This is a genomic window from Maribacter aquivivus (assembly GCF_900142175.1).
Lineage (GTDB): Bacteria > Bacteroidota > Bacteroidia > Flavobacteriales > Flavobacteriaceae > Maribacter > Maribacter aquivivus.
Window position 1 is genome coordinate 138,920 of record NZ_FQZX01000003.1, and the last position, 22,846, is coordinate 161,765.

13 protein-coding genes and 1 tRNA gene are annotated in these 22,846 nt (G+C 33.8%); 7 read left to right on the forward strand and 7 right to left on the reverse strand.

Annotated elements, in window-relative coordinates; genetic code table 11:
• Positions 1–23 precede the first annotated feature (23 nt).
• The 4 genes from BUC31_RS16335 to BUC31_RS16350 all read left to right on the forward strand — a co-directional run bounded on the left by BUC31_RS16335 (position 24) and on the right by BUC31_RS16350 (position 5,831).
• A complete protein-coding gene (locus tag BUC31_RS16335; protein WP_073246259.1) occupies positions 24–2,933 on the forward strand; it encodes a serine hydrolase domain-containing protein in 2,910 nt (969 codons plus the stop codon).
• Between the two features lie 19 nt (positions 2,934–2,952).
• Positions 2,953–4,092, forward strand: coding sequence for an N-acetyl-alpha-D-glucosaminyl L-malate synthase BshA (bshA, locus tag BUC31_RS16340; RefSeq protein ID WP_073246261.1), 1,140 nt, complete (start codon positions 2,953–2,955; stop codon positions 4,090–4,092).
• A 94-nt stretch (positions 4,093–4,186) separates the two neighbouring features.
• On the forward strand, positions 4,187–4,531 hold the full coding sequence (locus BUC31_RS16345; RefSeq protein WP_139251994.1) for a hypothetical protein: 345 nt from the start codon (positions 4,187–4,189) through the stop codon (positions 4,529–4,531).
• A 118-nt stretch (positions 4,532–4,649) separates the two neighbouring features.
• Positions 4,650–5,831, forward strand: coding sequence for an OmpA family protein (locus tag BUC31_RS16350; RefSeq protein ID WP_073246265.1), 1,182 nt, complete (start codon positions 4,650–4,652; stop codon positions 5,829–5,831).
• 94 nt (positions 5,832–5,925) lie between these two features.
• Here BUC31_RS16350 and BUC31_RS16355 read toward each other — a convergent pair whose 3' ends face one another.
• The 5 genes from BUC31_RS16355 to BUC31_RS20360 all read right to left on the reverse strand — a co-directional run bounded on the left by BUC31_RS16355 (position 5,926) and on the right by BUC31_RS20360 (position 9,462).
• Positions 5,926–6,603 (reverse strand): fibronectin type III domain-containing protein, encoded by a 678-nt coding sequence (locus BUC31_RS16355; RefSeq protein ID WP_084135077.1) that lies wholly within the window; start codon positions 6,601–6,603, stop codon positions 5,926–5,928.
• Positions 6,600–7,046, reverse strand: coding sequence for a T9SS type A sorting domain-containing protein (locus tag BUC31_RS16360; RefSeq protein ID WP_139251995.1), 447 nt, complete (start codon positions 7,044–7,046; stop codon positions 6,600–6,602). The genes BUC31_RS16355 and BUC31_RS16360 overlap by 4 nt, the downstream gene beginning before the upstream one ends.
• 252 nt (positions 7,047–7,298) lie before the next feature.
• Complete coding sequence (locus BUC31_RS20355) at positions 7,299–7,466, reverse strand: hypothetical protein (protein WP_170861973.1); 168 nt, start codon at positions 7,464–7,466, stop codon at positions 7,299–7,301.
• Between the two features lie 204 nt (positions 7,467–7,670).
• Positions 7,671–9,206: an FAD/NAD(P)-binding protein gene (locus BUC31_RS16365; protein WP_073246271.1), complete on the reverse strand. Its 1,536-nt coding sequence runs from the start codon at positions 9,204–9,206 to the stop codon at positions 7,671–7,673.
• 166 nt (positions 9,207–9,372) lie between these two features.
• Positions 9,373–9,462, reverse strand: a tRNA-OTHER gene (locus tag BUC31_RS20360).
• Positions 9,463–9,666: 204 nt separating this feature from the next.
• On the opposite strand from BUC31_RS20360, the gene BUC31_RS16370 reads away from it, so the two are divergent.
• A complete protein-coding gene (locus tag BUC31_RS16370; protein WP_073246273.1) occupies positions 9,667–16,449 on the forward strand; it encodes a PKD domain-containing protein in 6,783 nt (2,260 codons plus the stop codon).
• Between the two features lie 74 nt (positions 16,450–16,523).
• Positions 16,524–18,047, forward strand: coding sequence for a glycosyltransferase family 39 protein (locus BUC31_RS16375; protein ID WP_073246275.1), 1,524 nt, complete (start codon positions 16,524–16,526; stop codon positions 18,045–18,047).
• A 160-nt stretch (positions 18,048–18,207) separates the two neighbouring features.
• On the opposite strand, the gene BUC31_RS16380 is transcribed toward BUC31_RS16375, so the two are convergent.
• Positions 18,208–19,002: a polyprenol monophosphomannose synthase gene (locus tag BUC31_RS16380; protein ID WP_073246277.1), complete on the reverse strand. Its 795-nt coding sequence runs from the start codon at positions 19,000–19,002 to the stop codon at positions 18,208–18,210.
• Between the two features lie 3 nt (positions 19,003–19,005).
• Positions 19,006–19,494, reverse strand: coding sequence for a GtrA family protein (locus BUC31_RS16385; protein ID WP_073246279.1), 489 nt, complete (start codon positions 19,492–19,494; stop codon positions 19,006–19,008).
• Positions 19,495–19,838: 344 nt separating this feature from the next.
• Between BUC31_RS16385 and BUC31_RS20365 the strand changes: the two genes are divergently transcribed.
• The coding region (locus tag BUC31_RS20365) for a PQQ-dependent sugar dehydrogenase (RefSeq protein WP_170861974.1) at positions 19,839–22,846 on the forward strand (3,008 nt) is incomplete at its 3' end.

Consider the following 22,846-nt stretch of genomic DNA (forward strand, 5'->3'; position numbering starts at 1 on the left):
GTTATCTCAGTACATATATTTTTATGCGCTATATTTTTATTCTTATTTGTGGATTGTTTTGCTGTTCAAGTTTACCGGCTCAAAACCCCTTAGTAACCAAAGACAGTACTGCTCAACAGCGTTGGGTAGATGCGCAGTATGCTCAAATGAGCTTAGATCAAAAACTTGGTCAGCTGTTTATGGTAAGTGTTGCTTCTAATCAAAGTAAGCAAGCTACAAATCTAATTAAGGATTTAATACTTAAAGAGCACCTGGGTGGTGTTATCTTTTCTAAAGGCGGACCTGTTCGACAAGCGAAACTTACAAATGATTATCAAGCTGCTTCAAAAATTCCATTACTTATTGGAATGGATGCTGAGTGGGGACTTTCTATGAGATTAGATTCTACCTATGCATTCCCTTGGAATATGACTTTGGGTGCTATTCAAGATAATTCAATTGTAGAAAAAGTTGGATATCAAATAGGTAAGCATTCAAAACGTTTAGGGGTACAAATAAATTTTGCTCCAGATTTAGATATTAATACAAATCCGAAAAACCCCATTATTGGAAATCGTTCTTTTGGCGAAAATAGAGATAATGTTGTTGACAAAGGAACAGCTTTCGCCAGAGGAATGGAAAGTGCTGGGGTTTTGGCAAATGGGAAGCATTTTCCTGGTCATGGTGATACGGAAGTAGATTCTCATCACAATTTGCCGGTAATTCCGTTCTCAAGAAAAAGATTGGATAGCTTAGAATTGTATCCATTCAAGAAATTAATCAGTTCAGGTTTAAGTAGTATAATGGTAGCTCACCTAGAGGTGCCAGCACTGGAAATGAAAAAAGGGATGCCTTCTTCTTTATCGGAACAAATCATATCCGGAATTTTAAAAGAAGAGCTAGGTTACGAGGGATTAATCTTTACCGATGCCCTAAATATGAAAGGAGTTTCTACTAAAGGTAAAGATGGTAGCGTAGAATTGGATGCTTTTATGGCAGGTAATGATATGTTGTTAATGCCAGAAAATATTGTAAGTGGAAAAGAAAAATTAACAAAAGCATACGAAAAGGGTAAGTTGTCTGAAGAGCGTTTGGCTTATTCTGTCAAAAAAATTTTACAGGCAAAATATAAGGCTGGTTTAAATAGGTATAAGCCCGTACAAATAGACAACTTATATGAAGATTTAAATAGTCTAGAAGATGATATTATTTATGAGCAAGCTATAGAGAATGCGATAACTGTAGTAAAGAATAAATTAGATTTGCTTGCGGTAAAGAATCTTGATAATAAGAAGATTGCTTACGTGAAAATGGGCGACTCAGATAACGAGGCTTTCTTAAAAGGGTTAAAGAATTATGCCGATGTTACGGTGGTTGAAGCGAATGATATAAATACTTTGAAAGCTAAACTTAAAGATTTCAATTTAATTATTGTTGGCCACCATAAGAGTAACGAAAGTCCGTGGAAATCATATAAATTTTCAACTAAAGAACTGAATTGGTTACAAGAAATTGGTAGCGAACGAACTTCAAATCTAATTCTTTGTGTTTTTGCTAAGCCATATGCGTTATCAGATATCAAATCATATGATACAATTGATGCTGTAGTTATGTCTTATCAGAATAGTGATATTGCTCAAGAGAAGACAGCTGAAATATTATTTGGAGCTGTTGGGGCAACAGGTAAATTACCTGTAACGGCCCACAAAGAGTTTCCTGTTCATACGGGCGTACTAATTAAACCACTAAGCAGACTAGGTTATAGTATACCAGAACGTGTTGGTATGAGTTCTAAGGGGCTAAGAGAGATAGATGAGTTAATGAGTCATGGGTTAGATAGTTTAATGTTTCCTGGAGCTCAAGTTTTAGTCGCTAGAAAGGGAAAAGTGATCTATCAGAAAAGTTTTGGGAAACCAACATATGACAGTAAAGAGAGAATAACCAATGATTATATATATGATTTGGCTTCTTTGACAAAAATATTAGCCACATTACCAATGGTAATGAAAATGGAAGAAGAGGGTAGAATAGGTTTGAACAATACTTTTGAAGAATTAGTTCCGAATTACTCTAACACCGAAATTAAAAATGTAACTGTTTTAAAAGCACTTTCTCATTATGGTCGTTTGCCAGCGTGGATTCCTTTTTACATCAATACATTAGATGAAAACAAAAAGCCTTCAGGTGAATTTTATAGAAACTCGCCATTACCCGGTTTTTCAACCAAAGTATATGATAATCTGTATTTAGCAGATGCTTACAAAGATTCAATTTATAATAGAATTGGAAGACAAGATTTAAAGTCTAATAGATATCGTTACAGCGACGTTCCGTATTATGTAATGAAAAAGGTTGTTGAAGAAAGTTACGGTCAAAGGCTAGACGGATTAACAAATAAATTTCTTTATAATAGAATTGGTGCAAACCATACATCATATAATCCTTTAGAGAAATTTGATAAGAATATGATTGTACCTTCTGAAGAGGATAATTATTATAGATATGGTACCGTACAAGGTTACGTTCATGATATGGGTGCTGCAATGCAAGCAGGCGTAGGTGGTCATGCCGGACTCTTTAGTAACTCTAATGACATTGCCAAGATCATGCAAATGTACCTTCAAGACGGGTATTATGGAGGTACTAAATTCTTTGATTCTAGAACGGTTAAAAAATTCAATACCTGTTATTTTTGTGATAACAACGTGCGTAGGGGAGTTGGTTTTGATAAACCACAGCTACAGCACAGTGGTCCAACTTGTGGATGTGTTTCAAGAAAAAGTTTTGGGCACAGTGGTTTTACAGGAACCTATACTTGGGCAGATCCAGAAGAAGAAATTGTCTACGTATTTTTATCTAACAGAACATATCCATCTGCATCTAACACACTTTTAGTTAAATCTGGGTTAAGAACTAGAATTCAACAGGTTATTTACGATTCAATTCTGAATTAAAAAAGGTAGTTTTGTTGTAATGAAAATAGCAATAGTATGTTACCCTACCTTTGGAGGTAGTGGTGTTGTCGCAACAGAATTAGGAATTGCATTGGCTAACAGAGGTCATGAAATTCATTTTATTACCTACAAGCAACCTGTTCGTTTAGAGTTGTTGAGTAATAAAATATTCTTTCATGAAGTTCATGTGCCAGAATATCCTTTGTTTCATTATCAGCCTTATGAACTTGCATTATCTAGCAAGTTAGTTGATACCATTAAACTTCATAAAATAGATTTGCTTCATGTGCATTATGCTATACCTCATGCGTATGCAGGTTACATGGCTAAGAAAATGCTTGAAGAAGAAGGTATTTATGTACCTATGATCACAACGTTACACGGTACTGATATTACTTTAGTTGGTAAACACCCTTTTTATAAGCCAGCAGTTACTTTTAGTATCAATCAATCTGATGTAGTTACTTCTGTTTCTGAAAGTTTAAAACAAGGTACTTTAGATACTTTTGATATTAAAGGCAATATAGAAGTTATCCCTAACTTTATCGATGCAAAAAAATATAGTACATCTTTTACCGATTGCCAAAGGTCTAACATGGCAACAGAAGGCGAACGAATAGTTACACACATAAGTAATTTTAGAAAAGTAAAACGTATACCTGATGTCGTAAAAATATTCAGTAAAATTCAATTGCAGATTCCTTCTAAATTAATTATGGTCGGTGAAGGACCTGAGAAAGAAGGAGCAGAACGTTTGTGCGAAGAATTAGGTATAGCAGATAAGGTTATATTTTTAGGTAATAGTAATGAGATCGATAAGATTTTATGTTTTTCAGATTTATTCTTACTACCGTCAGAGACAGAAAGCTTTGGACTAGCAGCTCTTGAGGCTATGATAAATAAGGTTCCTGTTATTTCTAGTAATGCAGGTGGTATACCAGAAGTGAATACAGAAGGCGTTAGCGGATTTTTAAGTGATGTAGGTGATATTAACGATATGGCCGCAAAAGCAATTACCATTTTAAAGAGTGATAGCGTATTAGAAAGGTTTAAACTTAATGCTTTAAAAGAAGCACAGCGTTTTGATATTCAAAAAGTGGTTCCGCTTTATGAAGAGGTATATGAAAGGGCTTATAAAGGAAGATTCAAAAATGTTTAAATATTTTACTTGTTTTTTTCTAATAGCTCTAGTTCAACTGAATTCTTGTAAGAATACTGTTAAAAGTAGCTTGCAAGAATCTAATAAGTCAGGTATGGAACTTATCTTAAATGAAAATTATAGCGGATTTGAAGAAGAAGAGTATCTTTTAATAAAAAATCAAAAAGAATTAAATGCTTTTTACGGTAAAATAAACCGAACAAGAAAACCAGGATTGACTCCGCCTTCAATAGATTTTAATACCGAAATGATTCTTATTTGGTGTGGCGACAGTACAGCCTCTAATTATGCTAATTTACAGTTGAACGAGAAAGGTGATTACTTGGTAGTGCATAAGTTGAAAGCTACAGCATCAAAAGAAGAAAATACTTTTATTGTAAGTCCTTTCAGTATGTATAAGTTGCCTTTAAGTGCAAAAAAGCTAAAAATTCAAAAGTAATTAGTCGATAATTATTCTACATTCAACTATCAAACGTTTTTTATTGCGGTATAAAGTAATTATTTGCTAAGCAGTTTACCTACAACTAATTTTACACTTTAACCCCAAATTTATAATTATGAAAACTACTACTATTTTTAGTTTTTTATTACTTCTTATGGTGTCATCTGTAACTTTTGCCCAAGATGAACTTCAAATAACGGCAAAAGATAGTATTGTCCAAAGCTCTTGGATTTTCGGTGTTGGTTTAAATGCTGTTGATGATTCAGGTAACGTATTTGATGGTATATTTAATGTTGGTGAAGAATGGAATATTGTTCCTTTTCCTTCCCGTCTAAGTATTGGCAGGTATTTTAAAAGTGGATTGGGTCTAGAAGCAATAGGAACCTACAATCAGTACAAGGAAGGTAATATCATTGATGGAGAAATTAACTTAGAAGACATCAGTTATTTTGGTGTTGACGGTAGAGTAACTTATGATATTAATAAGATTATCGGTGAAACTGGTTGGTTTGATCCTTATGTTGGTGTTGGAGCTGGTTATACAGATGCAAATAATAAAGGAAGAGGTACTTATAATGCTGTTGTAGGTTTTAGGACATGGTTCTCCGATAGATGGGGATTAGATTTTAATTCTACTGGTAAGTGGGCTATGAGCCAAAGTGAAGGCGCTACTAATCATATACAGCATGCAGCGGGAGTTGTTTATCAATTCGGTATTGAAAAAGGTCTTTCGCAACGGGGTGAAGAGAAGTTAGAATTGTTAGCTGCAATTGAAAAAGAAAAGCAACGTCAAACAGATTCTATTAATGAGGTAAATCGTTTAAAAGACGAAGCTTTATTGGCGGAAAGACTAAAGAAACAACAAGAGGCAGATGCACTGGCTGCTGCTGAGAAAGCTAAAGTAGATGCAATAAATAAGCGTAAGACAGAAATTAAGTCTAGAATTGAGAATTTAGGAAATGTATATTTTGGATTAAATTCTTCGGTTGTTAATTATTCATCTAAAAAAGTGTTAGACTCTTTAGTACAGGTTTTAGAAGAAATACCAACTTTGACTTTGAAGATAACCTCTCACACAGATTCGCGTGGCACATCTAAATATAATGATTGGTTATCGCAGCGTAGGGTTGATAAAACTAAGGATTACTTATTGTCTAAAGGCGTACCTGCCGAAAAGTTAACAACAGAAGCTTATGGTGAAACCATGTTATTAAATGAATGTGATGATAATACTTATTGTCCAGAAGATAAACATGCAGTAAACAGACGTTCTGAATTTGTTATAATAGAATTCTAATAAAGAATTTAGTTTATGTAAAGCCCCTTTGGTAAATACTAAAGGGGCTTTTTTATTATCAACTGAAAAATTTAATGCAATACTTTAAGATGCGTTAACCTACAGAAAATGTAAAGACCTCAGAGGTAGATTTATTACTGATACTATCTTTGGTTATAATTTTCCAATAATAGGTTTTTCCAGCCTCAACAGGTATATCATTAAATCTAGTATCTGTTACATCTGTTCCATAAAGCTGAGGATCTTTTGCTTCACCAAAAAATAAATCATAAGAAACGATGTCGTTATCAGGATCTTCAGATTTCCAAATTAAATTAACCGTTGTACTGGTTTGCGATATTGAAGCTCCTGAAACAGGTGAAATAGCTATAGCAGGGTAGGGTATTGTAGATTCTAAACTTGGTCCTTCATTATAGAAACTCCATATTTCACTACTACTGTTAATTTTTCCAGTTACATACCATGAATAGGCTACACCTCGATCAAGAATAATGGCAACTTCTGTGTCATTACTTTCTATCAATTCAGTCTGTGAACTTACCAGATTCGTTAAATGTACTATATATGGACTATTATCATTTGCATCTGACCATTCGAAAACAAGCTCGCTTTGCGTATCTGAAACGATGATACCTTCAGTACATTCAGAATCATCTTCAGGGAAGATTAGCGTAATATTTATTTGATCTTTGGAGTATTCCAAAACATCTGAATCTACACCGCATGATTGTATTGATAACAATAGAAATACTAAAAACCCGCTTTTTTTCACTGTTTTAATAGTTTGAAGGATTTATTGAAGTTGTCATTCTTCAATCTTAAAAAATAAATACCAGATCTTAGTGAGCTAGTATTGATTTCATTGATTGCTTGTTCAACTTTATAGTTGTTAGAATGTACTAAAACTCCTGCTTCTGTAAAAATAGCTATTTCATTCTTATCTATTGTAAGAGTTTTTAAATCAATTGATACACTATTACCTACCGGATCGGGATAAATTATAGGAGTCGTTCCTAAATATATGGTTTCTCTATATTTACCTTGATATAATTGATTTGTATAAATACTTATCGCATTAATTTCATCTAACAACGGAATGCTGATTTGTTCTTTTCTAGTTTGAAAACTTTTGCCATTTACTTGCACGGTATATTCATCGGCGCCACTCATTTTTAAGTTTGCATAATTCGTAAAAGCAACGAAGTCTAATAGCACACTTAAAGGTAAAGACTCTGTAATAATAATTTTAGAACAATTTTGATAATTTATAGAGGTGTTAGAAGAGATACATAAATTATATTCCCCTTTGTTTAAGTCGGCAATAGTTAGCGTTTCGGTGAAGACAATAGTTCTGTTTTCATCCTCACCAGTAATATTAGCATTAAATTCTTCACCGTTTAAAGATTCAATGAATATTAATCTGTTATCAGAACTAATACAAGAAGAACCAGCGATATAAGCTCCAGACTAAGAAATATCTAAGATTGTACTTTGCTCTTGTGTAGTAACATTTTCTTTGTTCGGAAATACTTTTATTGATCCTGGCTGTTCTACTACGAACATACGGTTAGTATCGTCTATACTACCTTGAATTTCGGTAGGAAAATTAAATGAGAGGTTCGGGAAAGACTCCACGTAAGATATTTGTAAAAATAGAGGGCTGGTTAAATAAGAAAAAAATGAAAATACCTAATAAACTAATTTAGGTTTGGTGCACATTTAAAATTGACGTGTTTTAAAATTACGCGTCAAAGGTAGAAAATAAGAAATGAGAAATTTGTTCGATTAATTCTTATATTGAATATTAACGATATATAAATTTTAACGAAATAATAACCATTATAAATATAGGTTTTTATAGATTTTCTCTGCTAATATTTCACTGCTCCAAATGATTCTTCCGCAATGTTCTAAATGCCAAAGAGCTCGGTCTTCAATTAAATTTCCAGCGAGCATAGGACCTGCAACATAAAAATCTTTTGAAGCCTGAAGGTTACTGTCTACTTTAATTCCAATTTTAGAATTATTTACGGAAGCAAGATTCTTATTGAATATATTTTTGAATAATTCAGGTATGTATTCGCTTTCCAAATTAATGCTGCCTAGGCAATTAATAACAATATGAAAATCGTTTATTTTTTTTAATACATTATTTTCTGGAGATGAATAATTTAACTGGAAGGCATTATTTAGAAGCTCTAAATTTTGAAACCTACCTTTTATTTGAAAGAATTTTTTCTCATCAACCAACTGATCTATAACAGATAAGTAATGAATGCCAGCGCATCTTTGTCTTCTGCCAATTTGATTTCCATGATTGCATGCGAATTTAATTAATTCTTGTTGATTTAATCTTGGTAATAGACTTCCGAAACCATTAGATATGATACCTACTGTTGAGGCAGCGCCTAAATTTAAGCTTTCGGCAAGATCTAAATCTTTATTTACCGCTAAGGCAATTTGATCTGCAGTAATATCCTTAGAATTCTTTAGTAGATTTAAATTTACCGTATTAAAGGTTTTTAGTTTATCATGGTTTACCGTGCCATCGGGCATTGTGCCATGTGTGGATAGACAGGTAAAAGTATTCTGTCCTTTTTTAAACTGTTGTTGGTCAAAAATTCTATAAATAGCCTCGAGCCCACTCGCATTAGCTCCTAAAACTAATATATTAGTTTTAAGTTCATTTTTATTTCTATTATGGAGAACGTTTACAGCCTCTTTTATGTTAGAGTCTATTGTTGGAAGATATAAATTATCGATGTATTCTAATGTAGATACAGTTTTATCTTCTTGATTAAATAGTTTTTTATTTGGCAAAGATCCTGCCGACAAAACAATTTTAGTGCAATTTAGAGACGAATTATCGCTGAAATTTATAATGAAACCATCTTCTAATTGAAGAATGTCAACAGCTTCTTTTTTAATTTCTTTTATGGTAATGTATTTTGAATCTTTTGCTCTTTTAATTTGTGTTTTGACCTGCTCTTCAATATATCTACCAAAAAAGAATCTCGGTACGTATAAATCGTCCCATTCACCAATCTCCATACTTTTCTGATTATCAGAAATCCATGTGTTTGAAAGTTCACCGCCTTTTACGAAAGTCTTTAATAATTGTTTTATATTTTGATTTAGCCAATTTTTAAAATGAGTTCTATGACTTTCAATAGGAATAAAACTTTTTAGATCATTTATGAGCAATACAGTTTCTCCAGACTGTTTACCATAAGGTACACCACTATAGAAATTATCTGTTTTATCTATTAGATATAAATCTACTTTTTTTGTATCCATTAATAATTTTTCTATTAATGGAATTAAGGTATAACTTGTAGCGATTCCCGCACCGATAAATGAAATTTTTTCGGACATAGATTGGTTATGGATATTTACTCAAAAATGAACAAAATTTAAGAGATAGATATCATTTTTCTGAACAATTGGTTTAACTAGTATATAAAATCGACATTCTACATTTGCGCAGTCATCGATAATTAAATTTTATAAAAAAAGCCTGATGCTATCAGGCTTTTTTTTGCGGAGGAAGAAGGGATTCGAACCCTCGAAGGCGTTAACCTTACAAGTAAAATACATCACTCGCTACAATAGACCACTCTGCCATTCCTCCAAGTTGTACAAAAAAACGACATATATTTTTATTTATTGTCTTCGATTGCATTTTTATATATAAAAAAGTTCTAATTGATTCTTGGTTGAAGTAAATTTGCAGAATTGAACTATATCGTAAATAAACCCCTTTGAACGATATTAATATTTGAACACGGTTAATTTGCTTTTTTTTGTAGCTTGAATTAACCTAGAAGTCTTTAAAATGAAGAAAGTTTCTTACAAGAATATGTTACAGAACAAAAAAAATGTTGCTCTAACTACCTTGGTGGTAGTGATGTCTGCGGTAGGTATGAGTTTTGGTCCTATGTTTTTTGGCCCAGGTTTAACTGATGCAGAACCTATTGGTAATTATTTGGATGGCGTATTCCCTAATACAGGTTTTACACAAGATCCTTATGTTGTTGCTTATCCTAATTTGGATTTCGATACCCCTTTAAATTTTAATGTTGTCCCTGGGCAAAATAAAATTATTGTAGGTCAAAGGGACGGAAAGGTTTTTTGGTTTGATGATGCAGATAATACCACGGTAAAAAATTCGGTGATTGATTTGTCTAATGTTGTTGGTGGTCAAGTATGGGACGGCGGTTTTTTAGGGTTGTCAATTCATCCAGATTTTGGAGATGGAGTGCACAATTTTTTCTTTGTATATTATAGTACTGCATCTAACGACACCACGTTAGAAGAACCTCTGGGTTTTTATTGTGGTGAAGAGAAATTTCATGGCAACTATTTAGTTTTAGAAAGATTCGAGGTTAATCCAGTCACTATGGAGGCGGTACCAAATACTAAAATAACAATGATCCAGCGTCAACTATATAATACTACACACCGAGGTGGTGGTATGGAGTTTGGTGATGATGGCTACTTATGGGTAACAACAGGTGATCAAGCTGCATATATCAATGCACAACAAATAGACGAGAATTTAGATGGTGGTGTTTTACGTTTAGATGTTGATATGATTGGAGGTGCTACAAGTCATGAACCGATTCGTATTCTTGGAAACCAAGCAGGTGAGGCTGATGAATTTTCTGGTGTAAATTATTTTATACCAAATGATAACCCATTTAATGATGGATCAGGGGCAGTTTTTGAAGAATACTTTACGTTGGGTCATAGAAATCCACATAGAATGACTAAAGATAGTGCTACAGGTATATTTTATATTGGTGAAGTTGGTGAAGATAGTCATGAAGAGATAAATATTGTAGACCCTGCAGCTCCTGGTTTAAATTATGGTTGGCCTTTATTTGAAGCAAATGCTCCTTACACACCAAGAACAAATGCAGGAGATGTATGTTTAACTGAGTTGTATAATAATATGGCTCATACGGGACCTCTAGTGCAGTTTCCTCGTTCTGAGGCAAATGCAATTATTGGTGGTTACGTATATAGAGGTCAAGATTATAATGATCTTACGGGTTCATATATCTGTGGTGATTATGGTGTAGGTGGTGAAATATGGAAGGTTGATATCGCCAATAATAATACTTATACTTCTTTAGGAAATTTTGCTCCTGGTAACATGGTTTCTTGGGGTCAAGATAAAGAAGGCGAATTGTATATTTTGAGTCAAGGAGCTGGTGTTAAATTGTATAAATTAAGATCCCCAGAGGCTACAAATTACAGTAATCTTCCCCAAAATTTAAGTGATACCGGCATTTTTACTGATATGATAAATTTAACGGTAAGAGATGGTGTTATACCTTACGAAGGTATTGATCCTTTTTGGTCCGACGGTGCTCTTAAAAAGAGATGGTTGGCAATTCCAAATGATGGAACACATGATACTGCAGCAGAACAAATTGCTTATTCAGAAGATGGTGTTTGGGAATTTCCTGTGGGTAGTGTTTTGATTAAACATTTTGATTATCCAATTGATGAGAATAATCCAAATGTTGTTAAAAGAATGGAAACTAGATTTTCTATTAAAGGTGGTGATGGTGAGTTTTATTTTGTTACATATAACTGGAACGATGCCCAAACCGATGCTGTTTTACAAGAAGATGGTTTAGATGAGCCAGTTCAAGTAACTTTAGTTGGTGGTGGTACAAGAACAGATACATGGCATTTTCCAAATAATGGAGAATGTGTTACTTGTCATAATGATATCTCTCAAGGTACCCTTGGTGCTCGTTCAAGATATTTAAATAGTGATTATGACTATTCCGATAAAGGCGGTGTGGTAGGTAATCAATTAGTAACTCTTAGTGAGCTAGGTATTTTAGACGCTACTATTACGGATACTGATACACCTGGTATATTAACTCATACTTCAATTAATGATATAAATGGAACTTTAGATGATAAAGCAAGATCTTATTTAGATTTAAATTGTGCTTATTGTCACCAAGAGGGTACCAATAATCGAGGTGATTTTGATTTAAGATTGTTTAAAACCTTAAATCAAACAGGCTTATTGACCGCAGGTGTAAATGAGCCTTTAGGGATTACTCCAGATGAAAAAATTGTTTTTGCTGGCGATGCCAATAAATCGGTACTTTGGCATAGAACAAATAGTGTTGTTCCAGGACAGGCTATGCCTCCATTGGCTAAAAATAGAGTTGATGAACAAGGCGTAGCAATGTTACAAACTTGGATTAATAGTCTAGTAGCCCCATTACCAGCACCTGATACTGGTACATATAGAATAGTTAATGTAGAGTCAGGTCAAACCTTACAAGTTGCTGGTGGTAGTACTAATAACACTGCAAATGTACTGCAAGGTGGGTATCAAGGTGTAGACAGTCAACATTTTATATTAGAAAATGCTTATGCTGGTTACTTTGAGCTTCGCGCAGTACACAGTGACAAGTACTTAGACGTAGCCGGTTTTGGAGCTGCACAAAACGTAAATGTTTGGCAATACGACGGTAATGGTAGTGATGCACAACAATGGGAAGTACTAGGGGTTGGAAATGATGAATTTCATATTGTTAACTCTCGTACAGGTAAATATTTAGGTGTTGAAACAGGTGGTAATGTAGCTGTTTTAGATAATGATGGTACTGATATATTTAAATGGAGATTTGATGATATAGGTGCTGTTGTAGAAAGAGAAATTGTTCTTGATGTTGATATTATTACAACAAGTGAAGATGGAGACATTGCACAGTTTCAGGTTTCTTTGGGAGCTGAGCCAACAGGCGATGTTGAGTTAGATTTAACTGCTATTCTAAATGCAGATGAAATTTTGTTATCTGATGCAGTATTGATATTTACCAATGCTACTTGGAACATTCCACAAACTGTAGACGTTACTGGGGTAGACGATTTAGATGTTGATGGTCCTCAAGATTTTCAGATAGAAATAAGAGCTAATGAGAATTCAATAGATGCTGATTATATTGGTGCTACAATAATTTTAGATGGTGTAAATTCTGATAACGACGGCGGTGGTGTGGCGCCACCAGATCCAGGTATTTATAGAGTTATAAATAAAAATAGCGGACAAACTTTAGAAGTTTTGGCATCTAGTTTAGATAATGAGGCTAATGTTCAACAAGGTCCTTATCAAGATGCGGATAATGAGCATTTTGAAATTGACTATGATGGTGTAGGTTACTATTCATTTATCGCACAACATAGTTTGAAAGCAATGGATGTAGCAGGTATTGGAGCTGGTGTTGGTGTTAATGTATGGCAATATGACTTCAATGGCACTAATGCTCAATTATGGGAAGTAGTGGATACTGGTGATGGTGATGATACCTATTTTATTATTAGTAAATCTACAGGTAACTATCTTAGAATAGCCCCTGATGGTAATATTGAAGTAGTTGTAAATGAAGATACAGATATTTTTAAATGGACATTCTTACCAATTGGTACTCCAGCAAGTGCAGGTATAAATGTTAGTAAAGATGTTGTAGTGGTTGATGAAGATTTAGATACTGATACTTTTAATGTTACTTTAAATACAGCACCTACTGGTCAAGTAACTGTAGAGTTTAGTGTAGTACTTGGTGGTGACGAATTCACTATAGATCAAACGCAATTAATTTTCGATGCTACAAATTGGAATATACCGCAAGCGGTCTTAGTAACTGGTGTTGATGATGCTATTGCTGACGGAGTTCAAGATTTTGTAATTGATGTATTGGTGGTAAATCCTATTAATGATCCAAATTATGAAGGATTAGGTACTACTGTTCAAGGTTTAAATTATGACAATGACGGTGGTGATAATGGTGCTCCAATAGTTGGTGAGTACAGGCTTGTAAACGTGCAGACGCAGAATACCATAAGAGCTGCAAATGGAGGTTTAATTCAAGAAACGAATTTAGAAACAGGCACTTATGATGGGTCACCTTACCAAGAATTTATGTTGGAAGATGTTGGGGATGGTTATTATGCCCTAAGAACTTTACATACGGCTGATCAATATTTAGATGTGCAATTTTCAAATACTGATGCAGGTGCTAATATTTGGCAGTATACTTTCAACGGTTCAAATGCACAGTTATGGCAAATTGTTGATGCAGGTAATAATACATTTCATATAATTAGTAAATTGAGTGGTTTTTATTTGACAGAAGCTGCAAACGGTAATGTTTATATTGATGCAGATAATGGTGGTGATATTTATAGATGGCAGTTTTTAAATACAGGTTTTGCTCCTGTAGCAATTTCATCTGCAGATATCCTAACAGGTAATGAAGACCTCACAGTACAATTTTCTAGTGCTGGTTCTACCGATGACAAAAATGATATAGTGTCTTATCTATGGGATTTTGGTAATGGTGATACTTCAAATGAAGCTAATCCAGAATACACATTTGAAGATGGTGGTTCATACGATGTTATTTTAACAATTGAAGATGGTGACGGTTATTCAGATGTTGCCGATGCTATAACAATTGCGGTTAATGGAGCACCTGTTGCTGTGGCATCTTCTGATTTGAATGGAGGTGAAGCTACTATTGATATTTCATTTACTGGTGATCTGTCTACAGATGACACAGGTATTGCGTCTTATTTATGGACATTCGAGCCAGGGGAAATATCTGCAGTTGCAAACCCAGTTTATACCTATACTTCTGCAGGAGTTTATAATGTTACTTTAACAGTAACCGATGCAGATGGTTTAGAAGATACAACTACATTAGAAATAACTATTACCGCGCCTAATCAAGCTCCGGTGGCAGTTGCATCTTCAAATGTTGCAGGTGGTATTGTTCCTCTAGAAGTTGTATTTACTGGAGATCAGTCTACAGATGATGTTGGGGTTGAATCTTACTTATGGACGTTTGAGCCAGGTGAAACTTCCGCAGATGTAAATCCAACTTATACCTTTAATGATATAGGTGTCTATACAGTAGAATTAACAGTTACCGATATAGAAGGGCTACAGAGTACAACGTCAATTGATATTACAGTAACAGCTGATAATCAAGCCCCAGTTGCGGTTGCTTCTTCTAATGTTATGACAGGTGATGCACCTTTAGAAGTACAATTTACTGGTGATCAGTCAACTGATGATGTAGGTGTAGTATCCTATTTGTGGACATTTGAAATGGGAGAAACGTCAATAGTGGCTAACCCAACGTATACATTTACTACAGAAGGTACTTATGTAGTTACTATGGTAGTAACTGATGCTGGTGGTTTGGAAGATGAAACGACTGTTGAAATTATAGTAACAGTAGACGAAACTCCTGTTGCCGTTGCCTCAGCTAGTGTGACACAGGGTGAAGCGCCTTTAGAGGTTCAGTTTACCGGTGATCAATCTGCAGGTGTTAATGATATTGTTTCATATGCTTGGGATTTTGGTAATGGTGATACCTCAACAGAGGCAAACCCAACATATACTTATGATACTCCGGGTACTTTTGAGGCAACATTAATAGTTACGGATAGTGAAGGGTTAACAGGGACATCTTCTATTGAGATTACTGTTGATGATGTTGTTGGAGATAATCCTACAGCTGTGGCTTCAGCTGATGCTACTAGTGGAGATGCTCCTTTGTTTGTTTCATTTACAGGAGATCAATCAACAGGTGTAAATGATATTGTTTCATACGCTTGGGATTTTGGTAATGGTGATACATCGACAGAGGCAAACCCATCATATACTTATAATACTCCGGGTACTTTTGATGCTATATTAATAGTTACGGATAGTGAAGGATTAACAGGAGCATCTACTATTGAGATTACCGTTGGTGGTGTTGCGGTTGAAAATCCTACAGCTGTAGCTTCAGCTGATGTTACTAGTGGAGAAGCACCGTTAGTGGTGTCGTTTATTGGAAATCAATCAACAGGTGTAAATGATATTGTTTCATATGCATGGGACTTTGGTGATGGTGAAACATCAACAGATGCAAATCCTACGTATATTTATAATACGCCAGGTACATTCATTGCAACTTTAATTGTAACGGATAGCGAAGGGTTGACCGGAACATCAACAATAGAAATTACGGTTACGGGTGGTGTTAATTTAGCTCCTGTTGCTGTTTTAACTTCCAGTGTTGAAGTTGGTGAAGCTTTACAGGAAATTACATTTACTGGTGATCAATCTAGTGATGATATAGAAATAGTTTCTTATGCTTGGAGTTTTGGTGACGGTGGTACTTCTGAAGAAGTTAATCCAGCTTATACGTTCACGGGGCCTGGTACTTATACTATTACCCTTATTGTTACGGATAATGGTGGTTTAACTGATGAGATTAGTATATCATTACAAGTGTTAAATGATAATACCGTTCTTGAAAATGATGATTTCGAAGTGGTATTATCACCAAACCCATCTGTTGATTTTGTAGAAGTTTCTTTTTCAGGAGACTTTAACATGGACGATGTAATTGGTTTAACGGTGCATGATATGAGTGGTAGATTAATAAGGAGATATATGCCAGAAGAAATAGCAGAAGATAATAAGTATAGAATTTCAACTGCAATTTTCAATAATGAAGTGTATGTGATAACATTGGTTATGACAAGTCAAGAACCAATTTCTAAAAGGTTGGTTATTAATAAATAATATAATTCTTAAATTAACACAATAAAAGTGGCTATATCTCGTAATATAGTCACTTTTACTTTTTATAATAGTTTATGAATATCAAAAATGATTTCTTTAAGGCATTCAGCTTTACGGTATTAATTGCTGGTTTATTCTTGTTATTTGCTTCTAAATCGTCGCCAATATATCCACTCAATGATTGGGTAGATGCCAACGCTATTTTTACGGTCGGTAAGAGTATGATGGATGGTAAAGTGGTATATAAAGATATATTTGAACAGAAAGGACCCACATTATATTTAATTCATGGTGTAGGCTCTTTAATATCTCATAATACATTTATTGGAATTTATCTGATGGAAGTTATTGCGTTTGCATTTTTCCTGTTTTTTGGAAGAAGAATATTTAGATTGTACTTCAATCCGCAGTTATCCAACCTGTCAACTATTTTATTGGCATTCTTCATGGTTAATGTAACTAATTTTGTTCATGGTGATAGTGCTGAAGAATATTGTATCCCGTTACTCGGAGCAAGTTTATTTTATTTAATAAGACATCTAAAAGAAGGTAATAGGAGTTTGATGTCATTTAAAATGTTGTTGGTTAATGGCATATTGGCCGGATCAGTAATTTGGATTAAGTACTCTATGATTGGCTTTTGGTTCGGGTGGATGTTAGTTGTACTTTTCACATTGCTTATCGATAAAAAAATATTTAGAGCTTTTCAGGCAAGTTTGGTATTTCTTTTAGGAATGGTGTTATCAGGTATACCATGGTTCATATATTTTTATTCTGTAGGCGGTCTTTCCAACTTTATTGATGTGTATTTTATAACGAATATAAAATACTATGCTAGTTCTAGCGGAATGTTAATGAATCTAGTAACCATAATTGGTAAAATTATACTTGTGTATTTTAGGCAGAATCCGGTGTTTGGTATTTTATTTCTTGTGGGTCTTGCTGGATTCACGATTACTAAAAAAGCGGAATCAAGCAAAATGGTAAAGTTGGGTATTTTAGTACCCTTCGTTTTTCTTTTTCTATCAGTTTATGGAGGCGGAATTCGATTAGATTATTATTTTCAAATATTCACACCCTTTATATTCTTGGGCATTTTATTTGTTTTGAAATTAATGCCAAGTAATCTGTTAAGTATAATTCAAAGTAAGGCAAACTATTTTGCAGTAGGTACTATTGTAATTTTATGTATAATAATGAATTTTAGGCACCATAATTCGTATATGCGTGATTATAATAAAGCTGATTTATTTCAATATCAATTTGCAGATTATATAAAAGAGTATAACAATCCAACGTTATTGAATTATATGTTTCTTGATATGGGTGTTTATAATACGGCTAATATTGAACCTACTACCTTTTATTACATGAAACATAACTTTGATTATGATGTATACCCTTTTGATGTAGATGCGCTTAATTCGTATGTAAGAAACAAAGAAATTGATTTTGTAGTATTACGGGCTAATACAGACAAACCTTATACTAACGAACTGTTAGAGGCAAATTATACATTGGTAATGGAGAAAAATCAATACTATGAAGAAGAAATTCATAGGTTCATGCTTTATAGGCTTAACGGTTTAGAAAAGTAAAGTCTCTATACAACATACGCTAAGCTAATTTTGTAAAAAGTTAAAATCCTCCTTCACCATGATTACATGGTAAAAGAGGATTTATAAATTAGTACCAAACCTTTTTATTCTCCTTCAATAATTATTGAGGCAATACAAGTTTAATAATTTCTAATTTTAATTATCCTTTTACAGACTCTACTGCGCTGTATGATTTTGAAAGGTTATTAAACTCTTTTAATAGGGAGTTTTTTCTTAACCTTAGTAGTATTATATTCTTAACAGCTTCGGTGAAAACATTGTTAGATAGCTTAGACTTTCCTGCCACACGATCGTGGAATATAATCGGTGTTTCACTTATTTTAAATCCTCTTAAGTATGCTCTATAAGTTAATTCGATTTGAAAAGCATATCCGTTAGAGATAATAGAGTCTAAGTCTATGGTCTTTAAAACTTCAACTGAAAAACATTTATAGCCTCCTGTTAAATCTCTAAACGGTAAACCTAAAATTACCTTAGAATATAGATTTCCTCCTTTACTAATTAGAATTCTATGCTTTCCCCAATTTACAACACCGCCACCTTTCATATATCTGGTGCCAAGAACCAGATCAGAGGTTTTTATTTTTTCAAGAAAGTCAGGTAAATATTTAGGGTTATGCGACAAATCTGCATCCATTTCAAATACATAGTCATAATTATTGCTTATGGCCCATTTAAAACCAGCTATATAAGCAGTACCTAACCCTTGTTTGCCTTCACGTTGTAAAAGATATAGTTTGTCACTGTAAAGCTCCGATTGTAGCTTTTTTACTAAATCTGCTGTTCCGTCTGGCGAATTGTCATCAACAACTAAGACATGAATTTTTTTATTTTGATCTATAAATTCTTCTTGAGCATATATTTGTTTTAAGATAACAGGTATGTTATCTATTTCGTTGTAAGTCGGTACAATGATTAAAACTTTATTTTTCATGATCTAGGGCTTTATGAATGTGTTCTGGGTATCTTCTTTGAAAGTTATAAATTTATTACCTAAATAATTTAGAACTGTAGCAAATCCAATTCCGATAACTTGAGATACTATTTTGTTATAAAAAACGGCATCACCTTCAAGTAAAAAACTCAAATTATTCGATAGAAAGTCACCAAAGCTTATGTTTTTATTTAAAAACCAAAGTGAGATTGATAGTATAATTAAGTTAGTTACTAAATTAAGGCTGCTTATACTTATGAATTCAAAGTATTTTTTGAGCTTTGTTTTATGTACAGCTCTATTTTTAAAGGTCCAAATAGAATTAAAATAATAGTTGCTGGTAACAGCAATTACAAACGCTAGTAGCGATGCTATTATAAAGTGTATTCCATATTTTACAAAAATAGTATAACAGCTAATATTGATGATGGTTCCAAAACCACCAACTACTAGAAATTTTAAAAATGCTGATTTTCGCAGGTCAATTTTCATTTCATAATATTTGAAGCGCAAAATTACGCCGTAACAAATAAAGAAATGAATTCTCCCACTATTAAAAATATTCGTTCAAAAGGGGTCAAAAAAAGTTTAAGGTAATCTTTAAGATAAAATGATGTAGTAAAAAGGCTATTTCTCTATCTTTCTTGTATTACCAATGTATTTTAGTTGTTTGTAGATGAAATAGTTATAAGCTTATTTGTTGATTTCTACATATTCTAATGTGCCATTAGTCGTAAATAATTTGTCGTTTAACGATTATTTAACTTCTTAAATTTAAGTGACAGAAAATAGCATAATTTTGAATTCCCCTATAATTATTAAAGGTCTTCACTGCTATGAAAAAGAATTACAGGGGTATAATTTTACTATCGATCACATTTGTTTTACTAACAAGTTTCGTTCCCTTATTTTTTGGACCAGGTCTAACAGAAGTTAAATCTTTTAACTTAGTTTTAGATACTAATTTTGACCCTTTACCAACAGGTTCAGAACCATACGATGTCGCATTCTTAAATTTAGATTTTGATACTCCTTTAAACTTTAATGTGGTACCTAATTCTAATAATATTGTAGTTGGCCAACGAGATGGAAAAGTCTTCTGGTTTGATGATAATGAGAACGTAGCCCAAAAAAGTTTATTAGTCGACTTGTCTTCTGAAGTAGGTGGTAAAGTATGGGATGGCGGTTTTTTAGGTTTAAGCATTCATCCACAATTTGGTGCTGGTACGGGTAAAAATTTCATGTATGTTTATTACACCACACAGTCTAGTGATAAAACTTTAGAAGGGCCATTGTCCTTCTCTTGTGGCTTAGAAAGGTTTCACGGCAATTATTTGGTGTTAGAGAAATTCGAGGTTGATGCTATATCTATGCAGTTTGTAGCTAATAGTAGGGCAACTTTAATTAAAAGGCGAATGTTCAATACTACCCATAGGGGTGGCGGTATGGAATTCGGTAATGATGGTTATTTATATGTCTCTACGGGTGATCAAGCAGCATATATCAATGCACAACAAATTACAGAAAATCTAGATGGTGGTGTACTTCGGTTAGATGTAGATATGGATCTCTCTAGAAGTCATGTGCCTTCACATGTTTTAGGTGTTGATGCTGGTAATTCTGATGAGTCTTCAGGTGTGCATTATACTATACCAAATGATAATCCATTTGTAAATGAGAGCGGTAATATATTTGGTGAATACTTCTCTATGGGTCATCGTAATCCACATCGATTAACTAAAGATAGCCAAACCGGTATATTTTATATTGGTGAGGTTGGCGAAGACAGTCATGAAGAGATAAATGTACTTTCTTCTGGTAAAAATTATGGATGGCCTCTTTACGAAGGATTTTCCGGTCCTAAGTATACTTGTTTGCCTGCATTATATAATAACATGCAACATACAAGACCTTTAGTTTCTTTTCCAAGAACAGATGCTAATGCCATTATTGGTGGCTATGTATATCGGGGTAATGCAATACCAGAATTAACAGGTAAATATATTTGTGCTGATTACGGTGTTGGTAGTGAAATTTGGGCGGTTGATACAAGTAATGGTAATTATGAACTTTTAGGCAACTTTGCACCAACTAATATTGTTTCTTTTGGACAAGATAAAGATGGTGAACTTTATCTTTTAAAACAGGGCGAAGATGTTAAGTTGTATAAGATGAAATCTAAATCACTTATAGAATCTGCTCCACAAACCTTAACAGAAACTGGTGTATTTATTGGAGATGTATCTAATTTAGAGGTTCGCGAAGGTTTTATCCCATATGATTTAATAGATTCTTTCTTTTCTGATGGTGCTATTAAAAGTAGATGGATGGCAATACCTAATGATGGGGTACACAATACTGCATCAGAAAAAATCAACTTTTCTGAAAATGGTAATTGGAATTTTCCAATTGGTACAGTACTCATCAAACATTTTGACTATCCTATAGATGAGAGAAATCCTAGCATAACCAGAAAAGTAGAAACTAGATTTTCTATTAAAAATACAGATGGTAATTTTTATTTTCTGACTTATAATTGGAATGACCAACAGTCAGAAGCTTATTTAGTAGATAGTGGCTTTGATGAAAGTATTTCTGTTACTGATGCCAACGGTTCAACGCGACAAGTTGATTGGCATTTTCCTTCAGAAGGAGAATGTTTAAGTTGTCATAATCCTTCCAGTGATGGAACCTTAGGTCCTCGAACTAGATATTTAAATAAAAATTATGATTATAGTGAACTAGGGGGTGCAATTGGTAATCAATTGGTGACGTTAAGCTCTTTAGGTATATTAGATCAGTCTATTACAGATACTGAAACTTGGGAATATATAACCCATACCTCTATAAAAGACTTGAATAGTAATTTAGAAGATAGGGCAAGATCATATTTAGATTTAAATTGTGCTTATTGCCATAATCCAGATACAGATAATAGAGCAAATTTTGATTTACGTCTTAATCGAACATTATCACAAACAGGATTGTTGACAGCAGGTGTAAATGAATCTCTAAATATAGACTCAGAGGAGAAAATATTATTTGAAGGTGAAGCATTAAAATCGATAATTTATCACCGTACCGCCAGTATTCAACCGGGTATAATGATGCCGCCTTTAGCTAAAAATCAAGTAGATGAAGAAGGTATTATCTTATTAGAAAACTGGATCAATAGTCTTATTCCTTCTGTAAATCCTCCAAATTCTGGAGTTTATCGTCTAGTAAATGTTTTTACAAATAATTCACTTCAGGCAATTAATGGTGGTATTGGTAATACTGTGAATATTGTTAGCCAAGGTTATCAAGAAGAAGAATGGCAACAATTTCAATTCGATAATGCTGCTGTAGGTTATTATGAATTTAAGGCTATTCATAGTGGTAGATTTTTAGATGTTGCAGGTTTCGGCCCAATGACTGGTAGTAATGTTTGGCAGTATGATGGAAATGGTTCTGATGCGCAATTGTGGGAGGTCATAGATGCAGGTGAAGATTCTTACTATATCGTTAATAAAAGAACTTCAATGTATTTAAAAACATTGGCAGATGGTAATGTTATTGTTGCCGCAAATGATGGTTCGGATAGCATAAAATGGAGATTTGAAAGCACAGAAAATTCACCTGTAGCTAATGCCTATCATTATCGACTGAATGCAGCTGGTCCTTCAGTAGTCTCTAGCGACAGCGGTCCCGACTGGGTAGCTGGCGCAACCGGCAACGGCACCTTCAATGGTGACGGTTATACGGTAACGGCAGGTAATGTCGGCGGCGCGAACCCTGTACTTGATTATAGTTTGCGCGACAGTTCCATACCTTCTTGGATGGATGCCGCTACATATACATCCAT

Coding starts and splice junctions, on each gene's coding strand:
- BUC31_RS16335 (WP_073246259.1), top strand. CDS start 24: ATGCGCTATATTTTTATTCTTATTTGTGGATTGTTTTGCTGTTCAAGT.
- bshA (WP_073246261.1), top strand. CDS start 2,953: ATGAAAATAGCAATAGTATGTTACCCTACCTTTGGAGGTAGTGGTGTT.
- BUC31_RS16345 (WP_139251994.1), top strand. CDS start 4,187: ATGGAACTTATCTTAAATGAAAATTATAGCGGATTTGAAGAAGAAGAG.
- BUC31_RS16350 (WP_073246265.1), top strand. CDS start 4,650: ATGAAAACTACTACTATTTTTAGTTTTTTATTACTTCTTATGGTGTCA.
- BUC31_RS16365 (WP_073246271.1), bottom strand. CDS start 9,206: ATGTCCGAAAAAATTTCATTTATCGGTGCGGGAATCGCTACAAGTTAT.
- BUC31_RS16370 (WP_073246273.1), top strand. CDS start 9,667: ATGAAGAAAGTTTCTTACAAGAATATGTTACAGAACAAAAAAAATGTT.
- BUC31_RS16375 (WP_073246275.1), top strand. CDS start 16,524: ATGAATATCAAAAATGATTTCTTTAAGGCATTCAGCTTTACGGTATTA.
- BUC31_RS16380 (WP_073246277.1), bottom strand. CDS start 19,002: ATGAAAAATAAAGTTTTAATCATTGTACCGACTTACAACGAAATAGAT.
- BUC31_RS16385 (WP_073246279.1), bottom strand. CDS start 19,494: ATGAAAATTGACCTGCGAAAATCAGCATTTTTAAAATTTCTAGTAGTT.